Genomic DNA, 21,529 nt, shown 5'->3' with positions numbered 1-21,529 from the left:
GTCGCTCCTATCCACCGGTGCTGACCAGCAACGTGTCGATGCCGCGCAGGAACAGGCTGCCGCTGTACGTCGGCGTTTCGGTGACCGTCAGCGCGGGGAACCGGGCGAACAGCCGGGGCAGCGCGAGGCGACCCTCCATCCGCGACACCGCCGCGCCGAGGCAGAAGTGCAGACCCGCCCCGAAGGCCAACGACGGCGGGCCCGGCCGGGTCGGGTCGAAGACGTCCGGGTCCGGGAAACGTGCCGGGTCCCGGTTGGCCGCTGCGATGATGAGGAGCACGTTGTCGTCCCGGGCGACCGGCACACCGCCCAGCACCGTGTCGACCGGTGCGGCACGGGCCAGGAAGTGCACCGGGGTCTCCAGCCGCAACACCTCGTCGACGCAGCCCAGGGCCAACTTCTCGTCGGTGGGCACAGCGGCGACCGTCTCCGGGTGGGCCAGCAGCAACGGCAGCCCGTTGCCGAACATGTAGGCGGTGGTGACGAAGCTGGCGTTGAACAGCACGATCAGGTTGCTGACCAACTCCTCCTCGGTCAGCTCCACCTCGCCCGAGTCGAGGGCCTCCACCAGCCCGCTCAGCAGGTCATCCCCGGGCACCCGACGGCGGTGCCCCAGCAGCTCCCGGTAGAAGCCCCGCAGCTCCTGGGCCGCGGTGTTGGCCGCGGCCAGCCGCTGCGGGGTCTTTCCCGCCACGTCCAGGAACTCGTCGATCCACTCCACCCGCTCGCGGTACCACGCCAGCTCCCCCGCCGGGATGCCGATGAACTCGGCCATCACCAGCGCCGGGACCGGGTACGCGAAATCCGCCACGAAGTCGACCACGCCCTCCCCGGCGTCCGCCATCCGGTCCAGCAGCTCGTCCACCACCCGCAGGATCACCGGTTCCAGCGCGCCGAGCCGACGCGGTGTGAAGGTGCGGGAGAAGACGTGCCGCATCCGGGTGTGATCGGGTGGGTTGACGAACATCATCGAGGTCTGGAGGGTGCGCAGGATCTCCTGCTCCTGCCAGCCCGGCGGCGGCTGCTTCGTCCACTCCGGATCACGCAGCAACCCGTCGACGAGGTCGTAGCCGACCGCGACCGCGGCCACCGTACGGTGCTCGGGGCGCGCCGGCACCGCGCTGATCGGGCCGAGCCGGTGCAGGCCGGCGTACCACGGGTACGGATCCTGTCTGCCCTGTTCGCTGTACAGGCCGGTGAGTATCTCCTCCACGTCCACGGCCAACTCCTCCCCGCCGATGTCGGTGACCGGGGGACGGCGGGGATCACCCACCGCCCCCCGGTCGATGTCACAGGTCGAGCAGCCGCAACGGCACGGCGTCGGCCAGTGCCTGGTTGCCGGCGTCGTTCGGGTGGATGTGGTCCCCCGAGTCGTACGCGGGCAGCAGCTGGCTGGGCCGTGCCGGGTCGCGTAGCACCCGGTCGAAGTCGAGCAGCCCGTCGAACTCCCGACTGCCGCGCAGGTACGCGTTCACCGCCTGGCGGGTGGCCTCCTTCTGCGGCGTCCACACGCCCGGCGCGCCGTGCCCCTCGTACGGCGTCAGCGTGGCCACGAGGCTGGTCAGCCCGCGCTGCTGGAGCTGCTGGTTGATCTGCCGCAGAGTCCCGATGATCGCCTCGGGTGTGTCGTTCGACATCCAGATGTCGTTGATGCCCAGGTGGGTGACGACGGTACGCACGCCGGTCTGCGGGAAGACGTCCTCGTTGAGCCGGGCCGCCGCGTTCGGTCCGAGCTGGTAGTAGCCCGGGTAGTTGCCGTCGCCCGGCTCGGTGCCCTCGTGGTTGAGCCGGTTACCGGCCAGGCTCAGGTTGAGCACGCCCGGGGTGCGCCTGTCCGGCCGGTCGGCGAGCAGCCGGTCGGAGAGCAGGTCGGGCCAGCGCCGATTGGCGTTGACCGTGCTGCCGTTGCCGTCACCGATGGAGTCGCTGAGCACGACCAGCGCGCCGGGGCTGCCCTTGCGCTGCACGTCGATGCCGGAGAGGAAGAACCAGCAGCAGGTGGGACGGGTGGTGAACCCGGTGCCCTCGGCCGCCCCGGTCAGATCCCCCGCGCCGATGAAGTTGGCCTGCTGGGACTGCCCGTGAAACGTGGTCGGGCCGGTCGGCGTCGGGAAGTGCAGGGTGACCACCAGGTCACTGTCGTCGGCGACCGGGAAGGTCAACGGGTCGCTGAGCAGTTCCGCGCCCCGGTTCATGGTCGCCGTGGTGGCACCGGTGAAGGTCAGCGGGCGCACCGACGCCGCGTCGATGTCGGAGAGGTCGTCGGCGGTTGTGGTGTTCGGCCGGGCGATGGTGGCCCGACCGACCTTGACCGCCTGCTCGCCGTAGAGGTTGCTCAGGCGTACCCGCAGCGCCGGGCCGCCCACCGAGACGTGCACGATCATCCGGACGCTCTGGTCGTTGAGGCCGGTGTTGGTCAACCCGACCGAGTTGCCCCGGGTGACCGCGGTGGCCCAACTGCCCGCCCACTCGGCGCGGTCAGCTCGGTCGGCGGCGGTGCCGGACGGACCGGCGCTGGCGACGACGGCGGGTGCGCCGGCGACCAACAGCGCGGCCGCGGCGGCGATGACAGGCCATCTCTTCGGGGTTGCCGTTGCCATGGAACCTCCATCGTGTGGCAGCCCAGGGCCGTCCAGTGACGGCGCCCGCCTGGACGATGGTCCAGAAACCTAGCCGCCGCCGCTGACGGGCGTCAATCAACCTGATCGACGTGATCAAATGTCCGCCGGGTCGCTCGGATCGCCCGTCGGCACGGTTCCGACCAGCCGTTTCCGGCCTAGGCTTCCAGGCGGCGGCGGTGCGGTCGCCCGAGCGCGCCACCGTCGCGTCGTCACCGGGAACTGCCCGGGACCGCCGCATTCTCGGATGGGGGCTGCCGGATGACTGACGGACCCGGACACACCACGACCTACGTGCACAGGGTGTTGGACCTCTTCGCCGAGTTCGGCGACCGGGAGGCGCTGGTCGGCGGCGATCGGCGACTCACCTACACCGAGGCCGCCGCGCGGGTCCGGGCAATGGCCGCGACGGTGACCCGGCACGGCGTACGACCCGGGTCGGCGGTACTGGTGACCGTGGCGAACGCCGTGGAGGGCCCGCTGTTGCAGCTCGCCCTGCACCTGCTCGGCTGTCGGACGATGTGGGTCGCCCCGGTGACCGCGCGCCGGGAGGTCGACGAGTTCATCCGGTTGGCCCGCCCGGACGCCCTGGTCTACGACGCCCGGGACCCGGCCAGTCTGGGCCCGGAGCTGGCCGCCGCGCTGCCCGGCACCCCGGTCTGCTGTCTGGGCGCGGGCGGTCCCGGCCCCGACCTCACCGCCGACGCCGACGTGACGGGCCTGCCGGCGTCCGTGCCGGCGCCCGAGTCGTTCCTGCAGACCAGCGGCACCACCGGAAGCCCCAAGCTGGTGCACCACCGGGAGAGCTTCTACGCCCAGATCCTCGCCTTGGCCGCCGACTTCCGCGCCGCCGGGTTCCCGCTGCTGCGGCACCTGTCGCACTCGCCGATGTGGCTGGCCAGCGGGCAGATCACCACATTGTTCAACCTGTTCACCGGTGGGGTGCTGTTCCTGCGCGACGACTGGGACCCGGTGGCCTTCGTGGACACCGTGCAGCGGGAACGGATCAACTCGACCTTCGTCACCCCGCCGATGCTCTACGAGGTGTTGGACCACCCGGCGCTGGTCGGCGCGGACTTCTCCGCCATGGTCATGTTCAACGTGGGCGCCGGGCCCGCCGCGCCCGCCCGGCTGCGCCAGGCCATCGCGCGGTTCGGCCCGGTGCTGCGCATCGTGTACGGCCTCAGCGAAGCGGTCGTGATCACCGCGCTGCCCGGGCTGACCGACGATCCGGAGCACCCGGAGCGGTTGCGCTCCTGCGGGCGGCCCTACGGCGACGTCCGCATCGAGATCCGCGACGACGACGGCGCGGTGCTGCCGACGGGCCGCGACGGCGAGGTGTGGGTGCGGACCCGACTGAGCTTCGCCGGCTACCACGGTCAGCCCGAGCTGACCGCGCAGACGCTCGTCGACGGGTGGGTGCGAACCCGCGACATCGGCCACCTCGACGACGATGGCTACCTCTACCTCGTCGACCGGGCACACGACATGATCGTCACGCATCGCCGAAACTGGGCGATCTTCTGCCGTCCCATCGAGGACGTGCTGGTCGGGCACCCCCAGGTACGGGCCGCCGCCGTGATCGGCGTGCCGGACGAGACGGTCGGCGAGGTGCCGCACGCGTACGTGGTGCTCGGGCCGGGCGCGACGGTCACCGGGGCGGAACTGATCGACCTGGTGACCGCCGAACTCAACAAGATGTGGGCGCCGGCCGGGGTCGAGTTCCTCGACCGGCTGCCGGTGAACCGGTCGATGAAGGTGGACAAGCGGGCGCTGCGCGCGCGGTACGCGGCCCGTCGGGCGGCGGCGGTCGGGGCGTGACCCCCCGCCGGCAACTGGTCGTCCTGGTCAGCGCGGACCTGATCTCCAACCTCGGCACCCGCATCTCGGTGGTGACCATTCCGTGGCTGGTACTGGTCACCACCGGCAGCCCCACCAAGATGGGTCTGGTCGCGTTCGCCGAGACCCTGCCGTACCTGCTGTCCAGCGCCTTGGGCACGCCCTGGGCGGACCGGATCGGCCTGCGCCGTACCTCGATCCTCTGCGACGCGGGCAGCGCGGTGGTGATGGTCGTCGTGGCGCTGACCCCGTGGTTGGGCTTCGTCCCGCTGGTGGCGCTCGTCGCGGTGGCCGGCGCGTTGCGGGGCATCGGGGACCGGGTGAAACACGTGATGTTCCGCCCGGTCGCGGAGGCCGCCGGGGTGCCGCTGATCCGGCTGACCTCCGCGTACGACGGGCTCAGCCGGGTGGTGACGCTGTTCGGCGCCGCCGTGGGCGGCCTGCTGATCGCCGCGTTCGGGGTGACCGAGGCGATCCTCATCGACGCGGCCAGCTTCGGCGTCTGCGCGCTGCTCATCGGCGTCCTGGTCCGCCCGCTGGCCGCCCCGACGCAACCCGCGCAGCCGGAGAGTTACCTGCGCGCGCTGCGGGGTGGCTTCAGTTACCTGGGTCGGGACCGGCCGCTGCTCGGCATGCTCGCCGTCATCTCGGCGCTGAACATGGTGGCCAACGCCAGTGTGGCCGTCTACATACCGGTGTGGGTGGCCCGGGAGCTGCCCGGCCCGAGCGGTCTCGGCCTGGTGCTGGCGGCGTTCTCGGCGGGCGCGCTGCTGGGTAACCTGGTGTTCACCGCGCTCGGGCCCCGGTTGCCCCGACGGCTGACGTTCCTGGTCGGCGCGCTGGTCGCCGGCACACCCCGGCTGGTGGCGCTGGCGATCAGCGACGAGCTGCCGGTGGTGCTCGTGGTGACGTTCCTGTCCGGAATCGGCATCGCGGCGGTCAACCCGCTGCTCGGGGTGGCGCTCTACGAGCGGGTGCCACCGGAGTTGCAGACCCGGGTGATTGGCATCGCCGGTTCGTTGGCGTTCGTCGGGTTGCCGGTCGGCGCGTTGCTCGGCGGCTGGTCGGTGGACGCTCTGGGGTTCACCCCGGCCCTGCTGACCATGGCGGCGGTGTGCCTGGCGGTCACCGCGTACCCGCTGTTGAACCGGGCGCCCGGCCCGGAGAAACCGGTGCGGCCCACCCCCGTCACCACCCGGTAAACCGTTGCGGGGCACGCCCGGCTGCCGCAGGCTCGGACCGATGAACGCGCACCCGACGCCGGGCGTCCCGGTGACCAACGATGTCGTGGCCGACCGGATCGACGTGGCAGTGGTCCGCCGACTGGTGGCCGAGAAGTTCCCCCGGTGGGCGGAGCTGCCGATCCGCCCCGTCGAGGTCGACGGTTGGGACAACCGCACGTTCCACCTGGGCGAGGAGATGAGCGTGCGGCTGCCCGGCGGCGCCGGGTACGCCCTCCAGGTCGCCAAGGAGCAGCGCTGGCTGCCGGTGCTCGGGCCACAGCTGCCGGTGGAGGTGCCGACCCCACTCGGCCACGGCCGGCCCGCGGCCGGATACCCGTACCCATGGTCGGTCTACCGCTGGATCGACGGGCGGACCGCCCACAGTGAGCGGATCAACGACCTGACCCGGGTCGCCACCGACCTCGCCGCCTTCCTGCGCGCCCTGCGCCGCGTGGACGCCACCGACGGCCCGGCGGCCGGCCCGCACAGCGCCTGGCGGGGCGGTCCGCTGTCCACCTACGACGCCGAGACCCGGGCGGCGATCGAGACGCATCGCGACCGCGTCCCCGTCGACGTCGTCACCGGCATCTGGCAGGCCGCCCTCGACGCCACCTGGGCCGGGCCTGCGGTCTGGTTCCACGGCGACGTCGCCGAGGGCAACCTGCTGGTCCGCGACGGCCGGCTCGCCGCCGTCATCGACTTCGGCTGCTCCGGCGTGGGCGACCCCGCCTGCGACACCGTGATCGCCTGGACCCTGCTGCACGGCCCCAGCCGGGCCGCCTTCCGCGCCACGCTCGGTCTCGACGACGCCACCTGGGCCCGGGGACGAGGCTGGGCGCTGTGGAAGGCGCTGATCACCCTGAACAATCCCGACCCGGCCAAGGCCGAGTGGGCCGGACAGGTGCTCGGCGAACTCCTCGCCAAGCACACCGTGGCCCGCTGAACCCGTACCGTGGTGGGCATGGCCAGCTGGGACGACGTCCGTCGGATCGCGCTCGCGCTGCCCGAGACCACCGAGCGGGCCTCGTACGATGGACTGCCGGCCTGGCGGGTGCGCGACAAACCATTCGTCTGGGAACGACCGCTGCGGCGGGCCGACCTCGACGCCCTCGGGGCCGCCGCGCCTGACGGCCCGCTCCTCGGCGTACGGGTGGCCGACCTCGGCGTCAAGGAAGCCCTGCTCGCCGACGACCCGTCGGTCTACCTCACCACCCCGCACTTCGACGGCTACCCGGCGGTGCTGGTCAGACTCGACCGGATCAGCCCGTCCGAGCTGATCGAGGTGATCACCGAGGCGTGGTACGCGCGCGCCCCGAAGCGGCTCGCCGCCGCCCACCGCGCCGAGCAGGAGTCGACCGCCGGCTAGTCAGTGGCCGGTCGGGGTCGCGGTGGCATGGTCGGTACGGCAGCGCGGTCGCGCCCACGACGCCAATCCGACCGCGCCCGCGCGTTGTTCGTCGGACGTTCGGCTGCTGGCCGCCCGGGCGTCGGCGGGGGCGGCTAGCGTCGACCGTCGTCACCGCACCTGGAGGCTGCCGCGTATGACGTCATCACCCACCCGCCGCCTCACCGCCGAGGTCACCGCCGTACGTCGGATCGGCGACACCGCGCCGCACAGCGCGTTCACCGACCTCGTCCGGTACGCCGGGAGCTGGTTCTGCGCCTTCCGGGAGGCCCGGACCCACCTCAGTGACGACGGCGTGATCCGGGTGCTGACGTCGACCGACGGCCGGTCCTGGACCAGCGTGACCGTCATCCGGCAGGCCGGCACGGACCTGCGCGACCCGCGCTTCGTGGCGCGACCCGACGGGCGGCTGCAACTGCTGGCGGCGGCCGCCACCGGCGCGGCCACCAAGACGTTCCAGACGGTGACCTGGCTCTCCGCCGACGGGCACGCCTGGAACGATCCGACCCCGGTGGGCGAGCCGGGCGTCTGGGTGTGGCGGGCGGCCTGGCACGACGACGCGATGTACGGCGTCGGCTATGCCACCCGGGAGCCGAGATTCGCCCGGCTCTATCGCAGCACGGACGGGGTCGACCTGCGGCCCTGGGTGCCGACGCTGTTCGAGGACGGGTACCCCAACGAGTCCGGTCTGGTCTTCGACCCCGACGGCACCGCCCGCTGTCTGCTGCGGCGGGACGCGGGCACCGCGAGCGCGCAGCTCGGCCGGGCCGTGCCGCCGTACCGGGACTGGGCCTGGACCGACCTGGGCGTCCAGGTGGGCGGGCCGACGCTGCTCCGGCTGCCCGACGGGCGGCTGCTGGCCGGGGTGCGCCTGCACGACGGGGAGGTCCGCACCGCGATCTGCGTCGTCGACCCCGACCGGGGCGAGCTGACCGAGCTGGTCGCGCTGCCGTCCGGCGGCGACACCAGCTACCCCGGCCTGGTCTGGCACGACGACCTGCTGTGGGTGAGCTACTACTCCTCCCACGAGGGGCAGACCTGTGTCTACCTGGCCGAGGTCAGCCTGACCGGCTGAGCCTGGCCCGGCAGCCCGGCGGTCGGCTAGCGTGCCGGCATGCCATCGACCCTCACCGAATCGACGGACCCGTACTGTCTGCGCCCGGGGGAGGCCGCCGACCTGCTGCACGGGCACCCGTGGCACCGGTTCGTGGCGCTGGGCGACAGCGTGGTGGAGGGCATGTGTGAGCCGACACCGGGCTACCCGGACGTGCAGTGGGTCGACCGGGTCGCCGCCGAACTGACCGCCGTACGCCCCGGGCTGGCGTACCGGAATCTGGGGCGACGCGGGCTGCGCGCGCACCAGGTGCGGGCCACGCAGCTCGCCCCGGCGCTCGCCTTCGCGCCGGACCTGGCGCTGGTCGTCTGCGGCGGCAACGACGCCTTCCACCCGGCGTACGACGCGGAGGCGGTGGACGCCGAACTGACCGCGATGATCACCGCGCTGCGCGACGTGGGCGCCGACGTGATCACCGTGGGAATGTTCGACGTCTCGCACAGCCCGGCCGTGCCCGAGCACCTCCGGGCCGGGCTAGGGGAACGAATGCGCCGCCTCTCCGCCCACACGGCGAGCCTGGCCCAACGCCTCGGCACCCTCCACGTCCACCTGACCGACCATCCCCTGACGGCCGACCCCAGCCTCTACAGCACCGACGGCCGCCACGGCAGCGCCCGCAGCGACGCCATAGCGACAGCCCAAACCCTCCGCACCCTCTCCCTCCCCCGCCCCCACCGCACCTCGCCTCGGTGATCAAGAGGTTTGCGTCAGGAAGCTGGCGTGTCTTGACCGAAATCTCTTGATCACCGCGTAGGGCCGGGGTCAGTCGGTCAGGAGGATTCCGGTCAGGAGGACGCCGTGGGCCAGGTTGAGGATTCCGTCGCAGCCGGGATATCCGACCCTCGCCAGGCCGCCGGAGGCATGGCGGCCGAACAGGTACGGGGCCAGCGAGTACGGGACGTCGGCGGTGACCGTGTCACCCGTCTCGATCTGGACGAAGTCCATCGACACCCGGTCGGTCGGCAGGTACTCCTGGAGGATGGCGCCGCCCTGCTCGACGGCGGCCCGCACACCGTCGGCCCACTCCGCCGCGCTCAGCTCCGGGCCGAGCAGCACGCCGTGCCCGGCCGAACCGTCGGCCGGCTTCGCCACCAGCGTGGCCTGCTCGGCGATGGCCCGGTCGAGCACCGCGGCGGTCAACGGCACCGTGTACGGCACGTGCCGGCGGATCAGCGCCTGGTCGTCGGCGGGCAGCCCGTCCACGTCCTCCCACAGCCAGCCGAACGTGGTCTTGTTGCCGAGCAGCCAGGCCGCCGCCGACACGAACATCGGTAGGGTGCCGGCGGCGAGCGTCAGGGCCACCGCGTCCAGGCCGGGGCTCGGGGTGACCCGGTTGGGCACGAACAACCGGAACAGCGCGTCGACCGGTGCGCCGTCGACGACCAGACGGTTGTCGGCGTCCACTGTGGCGGTGGAGACCGGGGCCATGACCAGGTCGATGCCGAAGTCCCGGGCCCGTACGGCGAGGGGGTCGAGGATCCGGATGAACGTCTGCGGGTCGTCGAGGCCCGGGTAGTCGGCGTCGAAGTCCATCAGCAACGCCACCCGGGCGCCCTCGGGCAGCCGCAGCTCCTCGCGGATCGCCACGAACCGCTGGTCCAGCAGTGACGGCGCGGCCCGCACCGGCAGGTCGTCGAGGAGGCCCTGCTCCCGGTAGAGGCGTGCGAACCGCTGGATGACGGTGTCGGCGTCGAACCCGCCGCCGAGGCTGCTGTCGATGTTGTACTCGACGAACTTCGGCACCCCGGCGGAGAAGATCACATCCGGGCGGTACGCGGCCAGCAGCGCCTCGGTCAGCGGCTCGGACTCGTCCAGCAGCCGGGTCTCCCCCGCCGGTACGTCGAGCAGCTGGCGCAGCTCGCCGGCAGTGCCGGCCCGCCGACGGCAGGCGTCGAGGATGAGTTGGGCGAGCCGGTCGCAGACCTCGTTGAGCTCCCGCCAGGCGTCGGCGGTGAGCACCGGGGGGCGGGCCAACCGCCACTGCTTGTTGTAGCTGGCCCGACCGTGGAAGACCTGCTCCCAGGCCGCCGCCCCACTGGCCACCATGGCCCGGCGGGCCGGCTCCGGCAGGTCGGTCCAGGCCCGGTCGGCCGCCGGCCACGGGTAGTTCGGGTCGGTCATCATGAGTCCTTCATGGTCAGGTGGATGGCGGTGGCGAGCTGGTCCCGACCGGGCTGGACGGCCCGGTCCAGCGCTGGGGCGAACGGCAGCACCGCCCCGTCCGGGCGGGTGACCCGACGCGGCGGGGCGAGCAGCCGGACCCGCTCCACCACCGAGGCGATGATCTCGGCGGCCATGCCGCAGGCACGGTTGCCGTCGTCGAGCACCACGAGTCGCCCGGTGCGGGCCACCGACTCGGTGAGACCGTCGATGTCGAACGGGTACAGGGTGCGCGGGTCGAACACCTCCACCGAGACCTGGTCGGCCAACTCCTCGGCGACGGCGAGCGCGTCGTGCACGAGGTGCCCGATCGCGACCACGGTCACGTCGTCGCCGAAGCGGTGGATCCGGCCCCGGCCCAGCGGCACCGGCGTCAGGTCGTCGACGTCGTCGCGCACGTCCATCGCGCCGGCCGGCGCGAACACCACCACCGGGTCGTCGTGGCGGATGGCGGTGACCAGCAGCCCGTACGCGTCGGCCGGGGTGGCCGGCACGACGGTCACCACGCCGACGTGGGCGAAGAGACTGTACGGGTGGTCGGAGTGCTGCCCGGCCCACCCGGTACGCGAGCCGGAGCCGGGCACCAGGTAGGTGACCGGGACACTGCACTGCCCGCCGGTCATCAGCGGGAACTTGTGCGCGTGGTTGACGATCTGCTCGAAGACCAGGAACAGCAGCGACGGGATCTGGAACTCGATCACCGGCCGCAGCCCGGCCAGCGCCGCCCCGGTGGCGAAGCTGGTGAACGCCTGCTCCGACAGGGGGGTGTCGCGGACCCGTTCGGTGCCGAACCGCTTGGCCAGCCCGGTGGTCACCAGCGACGCCCCGACCTGGACGTCCTCGCCGAGCAGGAACACCGCCTCATCGCGGGCCAACTCGTCGGCGAGGGCCCGGGTCAGCGCCCGGCGGTACGACAGTCGGGGCACCTCAGCCACCTCCGGTGCGGGCGGTCAGGCCGCTGGCGTACAGGTAGGTCAACGCCTCGGCCGGGTCGGGTTCCGGGCTGTTCAGGGCGAACCGCACCGCCGCGTCGAGGGTCGCCTCGACCTCGGCGTCCACGGCGGCGCGATCGGCGTCGGCGAGGCGTTCACCCTGAATGCGGACCGGGTCGCGGGCCCGGGCCCGGGTCACCTCGTCGAGTGGCCGGTAGTCGTCGAGGCGTACCCCGTGTTCGAAGGTGTGGTGGACGTCGAAGCGGTAGGTCCGGGCCTCGATCAGCTCGGGGCCGCCACCGGCGCGCATCCGGTCGACGGCGGCGGACGCGGCCATGCGTACCGTCTCGGGGTCCTGGCCGTCGACCTGGACGGCCGGGATGTCGAACGCGGCGGCCCGGCCGGCGATGCTGCCGGCCACCGCGCCGTCGACCGGCATGGTGGTGGCGTAACCGTTGTTCTCGCAGACGAACAGCACCGGCACCCGCCAGAGCGCGGCCAGGTTGAACGCCTCCAGCAGCATCCCCTCGTTGACCGCGCCGTCGCCGAAGAAGCTCACCCCGACGGTGTCGCGGCCCCGGCGGCGGTGGGCCCAGACCGCGCCGGTGATGATCGCCCCGGAGGCGCCGACGATCGCGTTGGCGCCGAGCACGCCGATGCTCAGGTCGGCGGCGTGCATCGAGCCGCCCCGGCCGGCGTTGAGCCCGGTGACCCGGCCGCACAGTTCGGCGAGCATCCGGGCCGGGTCGGCCCCGCGGGCCAGCACGTGCCCGTGCCCACGGTGGGTGCCGGCGAGCACGTCGTCGGCGCCCAGCGCCGCGCAGACGCCGGCGGCGATCCCCTCCTGACCGAGGTACGGGTGGATGCCGCCGACGATCTGCCCGCCGTGGACCAGCTCCACCGCCCGTTCCTCGAACCGGCGGATCAGCCGGACCGTGCGGTAGAGCCGGACCGGGTCGGCGTCGGTCACGTCAGCCTCCCTGCTGGGCGCGGTGGCGCCAGATGACCGGGCAGTAGTCGGGGTCCGCGTAGTCCGGCCGCCCGTCGTGGGTGCGGCGGACCAGCACGTCGTGGTTGTACGCGGCGAGCGTGCCGTCGGAGAGCGGATACTCCCGCCAGGCGTTGTCGCCGTCCTGAAGGTGCAGCGAGATCGCCTGACGGGGGCGGCCGCTGACGTTGGGGCCGCTGCCGTGGTAGGTGCGGCAGTGGTGGAAGCTCACGTGTCCCTTGGGGATCACCATCGGGACCTTGCGGATCTCCGCGCCGTTGTACGCGGCGTTCTCGGCCAGCATCTCCTCCAGCTGGCTGCGGTCCCGGTCGGCGAAGTGCCGCACCACGGTGTCGTCCGCGCCGATCTCCTTCCACCGGTGCGAGCCGTCGACCATGGTGATGGTGCCCATCTCCTCCCCGCAGTCGTGGAAGGGGATGAACGCGGTCAGCATCTTCTCCGACGACGAGGAAGCCCAGTAGTGCTTGTCGAAGTGCCAGGGCACGATGTTGCTCGGCTCGCCGGAGATCGGCGGCTTGTAGATCAGCGTGGACTGGAAGACGCGGATCTCGTCGGCCTGGGCCAGCCGGGCGGCGACCGCGCCGAGCAGCGGCTTGCGCAGGATCGCGCCGAGCCCGTCGTGCTCGTGGTGGACGTAGTCGTTGTGTCGCTGCACCGGGCCCAAGGACTGCTCCCAGTAGGCCAGCTTCGGTGGGCGTACCGGCAGGCGGCGGTCCCGCTCCCCGTCGTAGTAGCGCTGCGCGGCGGCGGCGAGAGCGTCCACCTCGGCGTCGGTGAACACCTTTCCCGACAGGTACCAGCCGTGCTCGGCGTAGTGCCGCACATCGTCGTCGGACGGCAGCAGCGCCCGCTCCTCGGCGGTGAGCGTCGGTTCGTACTCCGTAGCGGTCATGCCCCCACCCCCTGTGGTGTGGCCGCCACGGCGGCCAGTTCCCTCTCCTTGGCCTCGTAGAGCGCCTTGATGTTGCCGCTGCCGAAGCCCCGCGCGCCGCGCCGCTCGATCAGCTCCAGGAAGAGCGTGCGGCGCACGTGCATCGACTCGGCGAAGATCTGCAACAACTGACCGTCGTGGTCGGAGTCGACCAGCACCCCCAGCTCGCGCAGCCGCTCGAGCGGGGCGTCCACCCGGCCGACCCGCGCCTCCAGGGCGTCGTAGTAGCTGGCGGGAGTGCCGGCGAAGCGCACCCCGCGCCGGCCCAGCGCCTCCACCGCGCCGACGATGTCGTCGGTGCGCAGCCCCAGGTGCTGCACTCCCCCACCGGCGTGCTGGTCGAGGAACGCGTCGATCTGCCCCGGCCGCCGGGTGCGGTCCGGTTCGAGCAGGACCACGGTGACCCGCCCGGACGGGCTCTGCACCACCTTGGAGTTCATCCCCTGCCCGTCGACCTCGATGTGCTCCTCGAAGATCTGCGCGAAGTCGAACAGCGCCTGGAAGTGCCGGACCGTCGCGTCGAGCTGGCCGGGCGGCACGCAGACCGCCAGGTGGTCGATCTCGGCGAGCACCGGCGGGTGGTCGTCCGTCGTGGACACGGCCGCGGTGATGGCGCCCGGCAGGAACTCGCCCCGGTCGCCCCGGCGCTGCACCAGCCGATGCCGCACGTCGGCGAAGCCGTCCACCTCGGCGATCACCACCTCGGCGTCCGCGCCGGTGCGGGTGGTCGGCGGCGTCACGCCGGTCGCGCCCCGACCCACCAGCTCGGCGTACGCGGCCGACACGTCGTCGACCTCGACCGCGACGACCGCGATGCCGTCACCGTGGCGCTGCACGTACCGTGCCGCCGGATGCTCGGCGCTCAACCCGGAGGTGAGCAGCAACCGGATGTCGCCGTGGCAGAGCAACAGCGAGCGCTGCCCCGCCAGCCCGGTCTCCGGACCACCCTGGCCACAGATCTCGAAGCCGACGGCGGTGCTGAAGTAGAAGGCCGCCTGTCGGGCGTCCCCCACGTAGAGTTCGATGTGGTCGATACCACGGATGTCCATGTCCCCTGAAACCCTTCCCACCCGATTCCCCCTGTGTTGCCGTCCGGGCACGCCCCGCCCGGGATGCCGCCTCGATCACCCCCTCGGCTCGCCGACGCGCGCCAGCAGCAGGCTCACGTTCTGGCCGCCGAACCCGAACGAGTTGGTGACCGCGTACTCCAGGTCGGCCTTGCGGGGGGCGCCACGGATGTGGTCCGCCGGGCAGGCCGGATCCGGATCGTCGAGGTGGTACGTCGGCGGCAGCAGCCCCCGACCGAGCGCCAACGCGGTGGCCGCCGCCTCCAGCACCCCGGAGGCGCCCAGCAGGTGACCGGTGAGCGCCTTGGTGGAGCTGACCGGCACACCGCCGACGCCGAAGACGTCGGCCAGGGCGGTGGTCTCGGCGATGTCACCGAGCTTCGTGCCGGTGCCGTGCGCGTTGACGTAACCGACCACCGCCGCCGGCACACCGGCACTGCGCAGCGCCCGGCGGATGCACGCCGCCGCGCCAGCGCCATCCGGGCGGGGGGCGGTCGGGTGGTACGCGTCCGTCGTCGCGCCGTGGCCGGCCACCTCGGCGTACCCGGCGACGCCGCGCGCCGCGGCGTGCTCGGCGCGTTCGAGCACCAGCAGCGCGGCGCCCTCGGACAGGACGAACCCGCTGCGGGAGGTGTCGAACGGCCGACTCGCCCGGCCCGGGTCGGTGCCGGCGCGCGCCAACGCCCGCGCGTTGCCGAAGGTGTCGGCGAAGGTCGGGAAGAGCGGTGCCTCGCTGGCCCCGCAGAGCACCACGTCGACCTCACCGGTCGCGATGAGCCGGACCCCGTCGGCGACCGCCTGGGCGCCGGAGGCGCAGGCGGTGCCGACCGACGAGCTGTAGCCCCGGATGCCGTGCGCGATGGCGATCCGCGCCGCCGGCATGTTCGGCAGGATCCCGGTGAGCAGGTACGGGCTGACCGCCGCCCGCCCCCGGGCCGCCCGCGCCAGCACCTGCGACTCCAGGGTGGCCATCCCCCCGACCCCACCGACGATCACCCCGATCCGGTCGGGGTCGACGTCACGGCCCACCTCGATGCCGGCGTCGGCGAGGGCGTCGGCGGCGGCGAGCAGGGCGAGCACGACGATCCGGTCCAGCACCCGGGTTTCCGGCCCGGACGCCACCGTCCGCGGGTCGATGTCGGGCAGCAGGCCGGCGACGTCCAGCGACTCCCTCGCCGGGTGCCCCTCGGGCGGGCGGGTCAGCCCGGACCGTCCGGTGGTCAGCGCGTCGAAGGTCTCCTCGACGCCCCGCCCGACCGGGGTGAACAGACCCATCCCGGTGATCACAGCCGTCATGAGGCCGCCTCGGTGAGGTAGCGCTCACGCAGGACCACCTTGCGGACCTTGCCGGTCACGGTGACCGGGATGTCGGCGGAGCGCACCGGCACCACCCGGCGCAATGTGGCGCCGACGTCCGGGCCGAGGGCGGCACGGACCCGCTCGGTGCGGTCCTCGGCCTCGTCGGCGCCGGCGGCCAACTCCAGCAGCACGTCGGTGACCACGCCACCGGTCTCGGCGACGATCACCACCGTGCAGTCGGTGACGTCCGGGCAGTCGGCGAGGATCCGCTCCTCGGACAGCGCCGTGTAGAACCGCCGCCCGTCACCGGCGTCGACCGAGTCCACCGCCCGGTCCAGGTGGTAGTAGCGGCCGTCGGCGTCGGCCCGGACCAGGTCACCGGTGAGGTACCAACCCCGCTGGCGGAACCGGTAGGTGGTGACCGAGTCGTTCCAGTAGCCCCGGAACAGCGACGGCGAGTCGATGCCCAGGAAACCCACCTCGCCGACCGGCACCGGCTCGCCGTCGGCGTCGAGCACCGCGACCTTGGTGAACTGGTACGGGCGGCCGATGCAGCGGCCGTACCGGTCGGTGTCGGCGCGATGGGTGATGTGGAACATCGAGTGCCCCATCTCGCTGGAGCCCAGCCCGTCGATGAAGACCGACCCGGGCACCTTCGCCACCCCGTCACGGGTGACGGTGTCGTGCCAACCGACCGCGACGAGGCGGCGGATGTGCGGCTCGTGCGAGGCGTCCCCGGTGTTGAACCACAACCGCACCGAGTCCAGGTCGTACCCGGACAGGTCGAAGCGGGCCAACTCCGCCCAGGTCACCGAGAAACCGAACACCCCGTCCGGGCGCCAACGTTGGATGGCGTCCAGCACCCGCTCACCGCCCTGCTCGGACAGCAGGAACATCTGCGCGCGGTTGCCCAGCGCCTGGTTGACCATCAGCACCGTGGCGGTGTGCGGGGCGGGCAGCGCGTTGAGGATCCGGCTGGTGCCCTGCGCCTGCGGCATGGTGAGCAGGTGCCGGGTAGCCGCGAAGAGACTGGCGTGCGAGTGCAGCACCGCCTTGGGCACCCCGGTCGTCCCGGAGGTGTGGGTGATCACGATCGGGTCGTCCGGGTGGTGCCGGTAGTGCGCCGGCGCGGTGGCCGGGTCGCCCGCGCCGGCCTGCGCGGGAGTGCCGAGCACCGGCACGCCCAGGTCGTGCCCGGCCAGCAGCGCGGTGTGCGCGTCGTCGGCCAGCACACCGACGCCCCGCAGCCGGCGAATGTACTCGGCGGCGATCTCCGGGCGGAGTTTGCCGTTCATCAGCGCCGGGATCGCCCCGAGCCGGGCCAGCGCCAGGAAGCTGAGCACCATGTCGGCGGCGGCGGTGGCCCAGACGGCGACCGGGTCGCGCGGGCGTACCCCCTGCTCGTGCAGCCAGGCGGCGCGGGCGGCGACCCGCTCGTCGAGCCGCCCCAGCGTCAGTGGCGTCTCGGCGGGGTGCCCGTCGACGGCGGTGTCGAAGGTCAAGCCGGGCCCGTCCGGGTCGGCGCCGTGCGCCAGTACCCGGGCCAGCACGTTGCCCGCACCCACTTCGGCGTCGGCGGCCAGTGCGCCGCGCAGTCCCCGTGTCCTCATGGTCGTGCTCCTCCCCCCAGCAGCACCGCGACCGCCTCGGTCGGCCGGTCGGGTGCCTGTTCGATCAGGATCAGCAACACCTCGTCGGCGTCACCGTCGTGGCGCAGCAGGTCGGCCTCGGCGACGCCGTCGGCGTACGGGTCGCCGGTCGGGCTGAGACAGACCACCGGGCCGCGCAGGTCCCAGCGGGCCGCGACGAGCCCGGCGACGCTGTTGGGCACGGACTGGAAGAAGAACAGCGGGCCGACCCGCCCGCCGGCCTCGACGGTCTCCCGTACGTGCTGGGCGCTGGCGAGATCGCCACTGGCGCTGACCAGCACAATTCCCGTCCGTACCCCGGCGGGCACCCCCGCCGACCCGTACCCCCGCCGCAGACACCGCTCGGCCACGGCCACCACCACCGGCGCGAAGTCCGAGTGCACGAACCCCGGCACCCCCGGCGCGGCCGCCCCGTCCTCACCCTCAGGCCACCGCGCCCGAGCCCTCTCCCCCGACGATCGTGCGGTTTCGGTTGTCGCTTCAGGTGCTTGGTCGGATTTGTCAGGGCAGAAAGTGCACGATCGCGGGGAGTTGGGGGCGGTCATCCGACGCCGACCAGGAGAGCGGTGTTGGCGCCGCCGAAGGCGGCGTTGAGGCTCAGGGCGTGGGTTGCCGCCGTCTTCTCGGGACGGTCCGTTACGACGTTGAGCGGGCACGACTCGTCGGGGGCCAGCCAGCCGGCGTTGACCGGCAGCTCGCCGTGGCGCAGCGCGAGGGCGGTGACCACCAGTTCGAGCAGCCCGGACGCCTCCAGCGCGTGCCCGTGCACCGACTTCGTGGAGCTGACCGGGACCCGCGTGGCGTGCCCGCCGAGGGCCCGACGCAGGGCGGCGGCCTCGGCGGCGTCGCTCTGCGCGGTACCGGTGGCGTTGGCGTTGACGTAGCCGACGGCCTGCGGTGGCAGCCCGGCCCGGCGCAGCGCGCCGTCGATCGCGCGGGCCAGCCCGGTGCCGCCGGGCTCCGGCTGGCAGGGATGGAACGCGTCACCGGCCCGTCCCCACCCGGCCACGGTGGCCACCGGATCGGCGCGGCCGCGCCGACTGGTGGCGCTCGACTCCAGCACCACCGCGGCCACGCCGTCGCCCAGCAGCAACCCCCGGCGGCCGGCGCTGAACGGGCGGACCGCCCCGTCGACCGCGAGGGCGCGACCGGCGTCGAAGAGCGCGAACTGATCCGACTCCACCAGGTAGCCGGCCGCGACCACCACCCGCTCGACCCCACCCCGGGTGATCTGGGCGGCGGCGTCGGCCACCGCCGTGCTCGCCGACACACAGGCGCTGGTGTAGACCCGGGTGTGACCGGAGAGTCCACACCGGGCGGCGAGCTGCCCGGCGAGCACGGCCGGGGCCGGGCCGGTGGCCGGGCCACCGTGCACGGCGAGCAGCAGGGCGCACCCCGCGCGCTGCGCGCGGTCCAGGCCGGCCGCCCGGCAGGCCCCGTCGATCGCGGCGGCCAACTCGTCGGGGAGCGTGCCGACCTCGGGCAGGGTGGCCGCCACGGTGACCCGGCGGGCGGCGGTGTCGAACCGGCCCACCGGCCCGAACGCCGGCACCCCGGCCAGCACACCGGCGAGCTGCGCGTCGGCGCCCCGTCCCAGGGCGCTGACCGCGTGCACGCCGGTGAGGTGGGCGACGCGCGCCTCAACCATCTGCGGGGGCGGTCAGCGACGCCCGGAACACCACCAGGGCGTCGTCGACGGTGCGGATGCCGGCCAGCTCGTCGTCGTCGAGGTCGAGCCGGCGTTCGTAGCGCTGCTCGACGAGGTGCACCAGCCAGGCGAGCTCCATCGAGCCGATCCGGTCGGACACCTCGGCAACCGGTTTCGCGGTGAGTTCGGCGAGCATGGTCATCAGGTCAGCTCGCCCCAGATCGGGCTGACCGCTCATCAGCCTTTGTCGCTCGTCGCCTCGGTGACGCGATTGGCGACCATGGTGGTGAACTCGCCGACCGTCATCAGGGCCAGCTGCTCCGACTCGTCGTCGGCGAACGTCAGGCCGTAACGGTCCTCGACCCGGACGGACAGGTCAGCCAGGGCGAGAGACTCCAGGTCGACGCCGGACGGGCCGAGCGTGGTGTCGTCGTCGAGCCCCTCGACGTCGTAGTTCATGTCGGCGAGCTGTTCGACGACGAAGGCGCGGACCTCGGCTCTCATGGATACCCTCTCTGCGTGGTTCAGCTGACGGTGTCCGGTCGGGACACCGCCTACGTGTGGGTCGGCCGGGACACCGGCGGTCAGCCGGATCCGGCCGCTGTGCTGCTGCGGCGGGCGGGCGCTCTGCTGCTCGGTCGCGCGGAGACCGAGCTGGTACTGACGCACGACCGCGAAGGACGGCCGGTCGTCTCGGTCGACGAGGCGACCGGGTCGGTCGAGCTGCCGGTCAGCGTCAGTCGCACCGCCGGGCTGGTGGTGGTCGCCGCCCGCCGGGCCGGCGCGGTCGGGGTGGACGTCGAACGGGTCCGCCCGCTGCCGGCGCTCGCGCTGGCCCGCCGCTGGTTCCCGCCGACCGAGTTGGCCTGGTTGGGCGATCGGCCCGAGGCTGATCGGACGGTGGACTTCCTGCGGCTGTGGACCGCCAAGGAGGCGGTCGGCAAGGCGCTCGGGCGGGGGTTGCGCGACGGCGGGCTGCACCGGTTGATGCCGGCGCCGGGGCTGCCGTTGCGGCCGGTGCCCGGCGCCGAGCCCGTGCGGGTCGGTCACCCACAGCTGGGCGGGGGCTTCGTCCTGGCGGTCGCCGCGCTCGCGAGCGCTCACGTCGACGTCGAGGTGGTGCAGCGGCCCGGTCACGGGGTGACCGCCGAGCGCAGCGCGTCGGTCGAGCGGACCAGCTTGCCGGTGGTCGTGCGGGGCAACTGATCGAGCAGGTGCAGCGCCCGGGGCCGCTTGTAGCCGGCCAGCCGCTCGGCGAGGAGCTTGTCCAGCGTCTCCTCAGACAGCGGGCCGTCGGGTTGGACGTACGCGGTGATGCCGCCATCCCAGACCACCACGGCGGCGGCCACCCCGGTCAGCTCGGCGACGGTGGCCTCCACCTCGGTCAGGTCGACCTTCATCCCGCCGACGGAGACCTGCGAGTCGAGTCGACCGCGCACCGTGACCAGGCCGGTGTCCTCATCGACGGCGCCGGCGTCGCGGGTGTGCAGCCAGCCGTCGGACCAACGGGTCGGGTCGCTCAGTCCGACGTACGGCGACGCCGGGCAGGACACCCACAGCTCACCGCCGGACTCGCGGACCTCGATGCCGGGCGCCGGGGCGATCGACGGTCGGTGCGACCCGTACAGGTCGGTGCCGATCACCCCGACCTCGGTCATCCCGTACATGTTGCCCAGCGGCACCCCGTACCGGTCGGTGAACGCCCGGGCGACGGTGGCCGGCACCAGTTCGCCCCCGGTGGTCATCCGCCGCAGCTGGGGCAGCGGACCGGCCGGGCGGGTGGAGGCGAGCAGTCCAATGTGGAACGGCACACCGAGGACAGTGGCCGGCGTGGTGTCCGCGCTGATCGCGGCCAGCACGGCGTCGCCGCTGAGCCGCTCCGGCGGCACCAGCTCGACCCCGGCGTGCAGCCCGTAGAGCAGGCCACCGACCAGGCCGAGCACGTGCACCATCGAGGGCAGCAGGATGATCCGCTCGCCGGGCAGCGCCACTCCGTCGATCCGGGTGTAGCGGTGCACCTCGGCGACCAGGTCGGCGGCGGTGCGGCCGATCACCTTGGACGGACCGGTGGAGCCGGAGCTGAGCTGGATCACGGCGTGGCCGCTGACCGCCGGCCGGTCGGCGTACCGGGTGACGCCCTCGGTGACATCGACGAAGATCTTCAGCGCGCCGCCACCGCTGTGCACCGGGGCGACCACCACCTGCGGGGTCAGTCGGAGCAGGGCGCGGTCCACCTCGTGGTCGGTGAGCCGGTGGTCGAGCAGGATCGCCTGTCCCCCGGCTCGCCAGGTGGCCAGCAGGTTCACCACGTACGCCAGCGAGGGCGGCAACCGCAGCGCCGCGGCGCCACCGGGGCGCAGTCCGGCGGCGGTGAGCCGGTCCTGCGCGGCGGTGACCAGCCGGTGCAGGGTGGCCCGGTCGACGGGCTCGGGCAGACGGAGACAAACGTCGGTCGGACGGCCGGCGAACAGGACTTCGTCCACCCATCCGGGGTCGGTCGCCGTAGGATCTTCTGCCGCCACTGCCGTTCACCGCCCAGCATCAAAAAGGGCGAATCCGCCCATCACGTACGCTTGTCGGGGTGCTGCGGGGAACCATACGACGCCCACAGGGCCATTGCTAGATGCGAATGGAT

At 73.0% G+C, this 21,529-nt stretch carries 21 protein-coding genes; 7 read left to right on the top strand and 14 right to left on the bottom strand.

Annotated features, from left to right (window positions below):
* Positions 1 to 7: 7 nt before the first annotated feature.
* The gene (locus AC5L30_RS27405; RefSeq protein ID WP_494870759.1) at positions 8 to 1,219 is read right to left on the bottom strand and encodes a cytochrome P450; all 1,212 of its coding nucleotides are present in this window, start codon (positions 1,217 to 1,219) and stop codon (positions 8 to 10) included.
* 70 nt (positions 1,220 to 1,289) lie between these two features.
* Positions 1,290 to 2,567 carry an SGNH/GDSL hydrolase family protein gene (locus tag AC5L30_RS27400; protein WP_494870758.1) on the bottom strand — a complete coding sequence of 426 codons (1,278 nt, stop codon included), beginning with the start codon at positions 2,565 to 2,567 and terminating at the stop codon, positions 1,290 to 1,292.
* Positions 2,568 to 2,879: 312 nt separating this feature from the next.
* Between AC5L30_RS27400 and AC5L30_RS27395 the strand changes: the two genes are divergently transcribed.
* The 6 genes from AC5L30_RS27395 (at position 2,880) to AC5L30_RS27370 (ending at position 8,892) form a co-directional block, all read left to right on the top strand.
* Positions 2,880 to 4,439 (top strand): AMP-binding protein, encoded by a 1,560-nt coding sequence (locus AC5L30_RS27395; protein ID WP_494870648.1) that lies wholly within the window; start codon positions 2,880 to 2,882, stop codon positions 4,437 to 4,439.
* Complete coding sequence (locus AC5L30_RS27390; RefSeq protein ID WP_494870646.1) at positions 4,436 to 5,659, top strand: MFS transporter; 1,224 nt, start codon at positions 4,436 to 4,438, stop codon at positions 5,657 to 5,659. The genes AC5L30_RS27395 and AC5L30_RS27390 overlap by 4 nt, the downstream gene beginning before the upstream one ends.
* Before the next feature lie 40 nt (positions 5,660 to 5,699).
* The gene (locus tag AC5L30_RS27385) at positions 5,700 to 6,623 is read left to right on the top strand and encodes an aminoglycoside phosphotransferase family protein (protein ID WP_494870644.1); all 924 of its coding nucleotides are present in this window, start codon (positions 5,700 to 5,702) and stop codon (positions 6,621 to 6,623) included.
* Between the two features lie 18 nt (positions 6,624 to 6,641).
* The gene (locus AC5L30_RS27380; RefSeq protein WP_494870642.1) at positions 6,642 to 7,046 is read left to right on the top strand and encodes an MmcQ/YjbR family DNA-binding protein; all 405 of its coding nucleotides are present in this window, start codon (positions 6,642 to 6,644) and stop codon (positions 7,044 to 7,046) included.
* Between the two features lie 175 nt (positions 7,047 to 7,221).
* The gene (locus tag AC5L30_RS27375; RefSeq protein WP_494870640.1) at positions 7,222 to 8,160 is read left to right on the top strand and encodes an exo-alpha-sialidase; all 939 of its coding nucleotides are present in this window, start codon (positions 7,222 to 7,224) and stop codon (positions 8,158 to 8,160) included.
* Between the two features lie 39 nt (positions 8,161 to 8,199).
* The gene (locus AC5L30_RS27370; RefSeq protein WP_494870638.1) at positions 8,200 to 8,892 is read left to right on the top strand and encodes an SGNH/GDSL hydrolase family protein; all 693 of its coding nucleotides are present in this window, start codon (positions 8,200 to 8,202) and stop codon (positions 8,890 to 8,892) included.
* Between the two features lie 69 nt (positions 8,893 to 8,961).
* Here the strand turns inward: AC5L30_RS27370 and AC5L30_RS27365 are convergent, their stop codons facing one another.
* The 11 genes from AC5L30_RS27365 to AC5L30_RS27315 form a co-directional block, all read right to left on the bottom strand.
* Positions 8,962 to 10,320 (bottom strand): hypothetical protein, encoded by a 1,359-nt coding sequence (locus tag AC5L30_RS27365; RefSeq protein ID WP_494870636.1) that lies wholly within the window; start codon positions 10,318 to 10,320, stop codon positions 8,962 to 8,964.
* Positions 10,320 to 11,285 (bottom strand): alpha-ketoacid dehydrogenase subunit beta, encoded by a 966-nt coding sequence (locus AC5L30_RS27360; RefSeq protein ID WP_494870634.1) that lies wholly within the window; start codon positions 11,283 to 11,285, stop codon positions 10,320 to 10,322. The genes AC5L30_RS27365 and AC5L30_RS27360 overlap by 1 nt, the downstream gene beginning before the upstream one ends.
* A 1-nt stretch (position 11,286) precedes the next feature.
* Positions 11,287 to 12,261, bottom strand: a complete 975-nt coding sequence (locus AC5L30_RS27355; protein WP_494870633.1) for a thiamine pyrophosphate-dependent dehydrogenase E1 component subunit alpha — start codon at positions 12,259 to 12,261, stop codon at positions 11,287 to 11,289.
* Between the two features lies 1 nt (position 12,262).
* Positions 12,263 to 13,192 (bottom strand): phytanoyl-CoA dioxygenase family protein, encoded by a 930-nt coding sequence (locus tag AC5L30_RS27350; RefSeq protein ID WP_494870632.1) that lies wholly within the window; start codon positions 13,190 to 13,192, stop codon positions 12,263 to 12,265.
* Complete coding sequence (gene hppD / locus AC5L30_RS27345; protein ID WP_494870630.1) at positions 13,189 to 14,280, bottom strand: 4-hydroxyphenylpyruvate dioxygenase; 1,092 nt, start codon at positions 14,278 to 14,280, stop codon at positions 13,189 to 13,191. Before hppD ends, AC5L30_RS27350 begins: the two co-directional genes overlap by 4 nt.
* A gap of 75 nt (positions 14,281 to 14,355) precedes the next feature.
* On the bottom strand, positions 14,356 to 15,594 hold the full coding sequence (locus AC5L30_RS27340) for a beta-ketoacyl-[acyl-carrier-protein] synthase family protein (RefSeq protein ID WP_494870629.1): 1,239 nt from the start codon (positions 15,592 to 15,594) through the stop codon (positions 14,356 to 14,358).
* A complete protein-coding gene (locus AC5L30_RS27335) occupies positions 15,591 to 17,207 on the bottom strand; it encodes a class I adenylate-forming enzyme family protein (protein ID WP_494870628.1) in 1,617 nt (538 codons plus the stop codon). Before AC5L30_RS27335 ends, AC5L30_RS27340 begins: the two co-directional genes overlap by 4 nt.
* Positions 17,204 to 17,641 (bottom strand): beta-ketoacyl synthase chain length factor, encoded by a 438-nt coding sequence (locus tag AC5L30_RS27330; RefSeq protein ID WP_494870627.1) that lies wholly within the window; start codon positions 17,639 to 17,641, stop codon positions 17,204 to 17,206. Before AC5L30_RS27330 ends, AC5L30_RS27335 begins: the two co-directional genes overlap by 4 nt.
* Before the next feature lie 146 nt (positions 17,642 to 17,787).
* Entirely contained in the window at positions 17,788 to 18,894 is a 1,107-nt protein-coding gene (locus tag AC5L30_RS27325) for a beta-ketoacyl synthase N-terminal-like domain-containing protein (protein WP_494870625.1), read from the bottom strand.
* Positions 18,887 to 19,132 (bottom strand): acyl carrier protein, encoded by a 246-nt coding sequence (locus tag AC5L30_RS27320; RefSeq protein ID WP_494870623.1) that lies wholly within the window; start codon positions 19,130 to 19,132, stop codon positions 18,887 to 18,889. Before AC5L30_RS27320 ends, AC5L30_RS27325 begins: the two co-directional genes overlap by 8 nt.
* The gene (locus AC5L30_RS27315) at positions 19,132 to 19,398 is read right to left on the bottom strand and encodes an acyl carrier protein (RefSeq protein WP_203119726.1); all 267 of its coding nucleotides are present in this window, start codon (positions 19,396 to 19,398) and stop codon (positions 19,132 to 19,134) included. Before AC5L30_RS27315 ends, AC5L30_RS27320 begins: the two co-directional genes overlap by 1 nt.
* Positions 19,399 to 19,413: 15 nt before the next feature.
* On the opposite strand from AC5L30_RS27315, the gene AC5L30_RS27310 reads away from it, so the two are divergent.
* Complete coding sequence (locus AC5L30_RS27310) at positions 19,414 to 20,100, top strand: 4'-phosphopantetheinyl transferase family protein (RefSeq protein ID WP_494870621.1); 687 nt, start codon at positions 19,414 to 19,416, stop codon at positions 20,098 to 20,100.
* Here AC5L30_RS27310 and AC5L30_RS27305 read toward each other — a convergent pair.
* Positions 20,028 to 21,377 carry a class I adenylate-forming enzyme family protein gene (locus AC5L30_RS27305; protein ID WP_494870619.1) on the bottom strand — a complete coding sequence of 450 codons (1,350 nt, stop codon included), beginning with the start codon at positions 21,375 to 21,377 and terminating at the stop codon, positions 20,028 to 20,030. The genes AC5L30_RS27310 and AC5L30_RS27305 overlap by 73 nt on opposite strands.
* Positions 21,378 to 21,529: the final 152 nt, after the last annotated feature.

The organism is Micromonospora sp. BQ32, from assembly GCF_059358895.1.
Note: the sequence above shows the minus strand (reverse complement) of the source record. Positions and strands in the feature narration are given on the sequence as shown.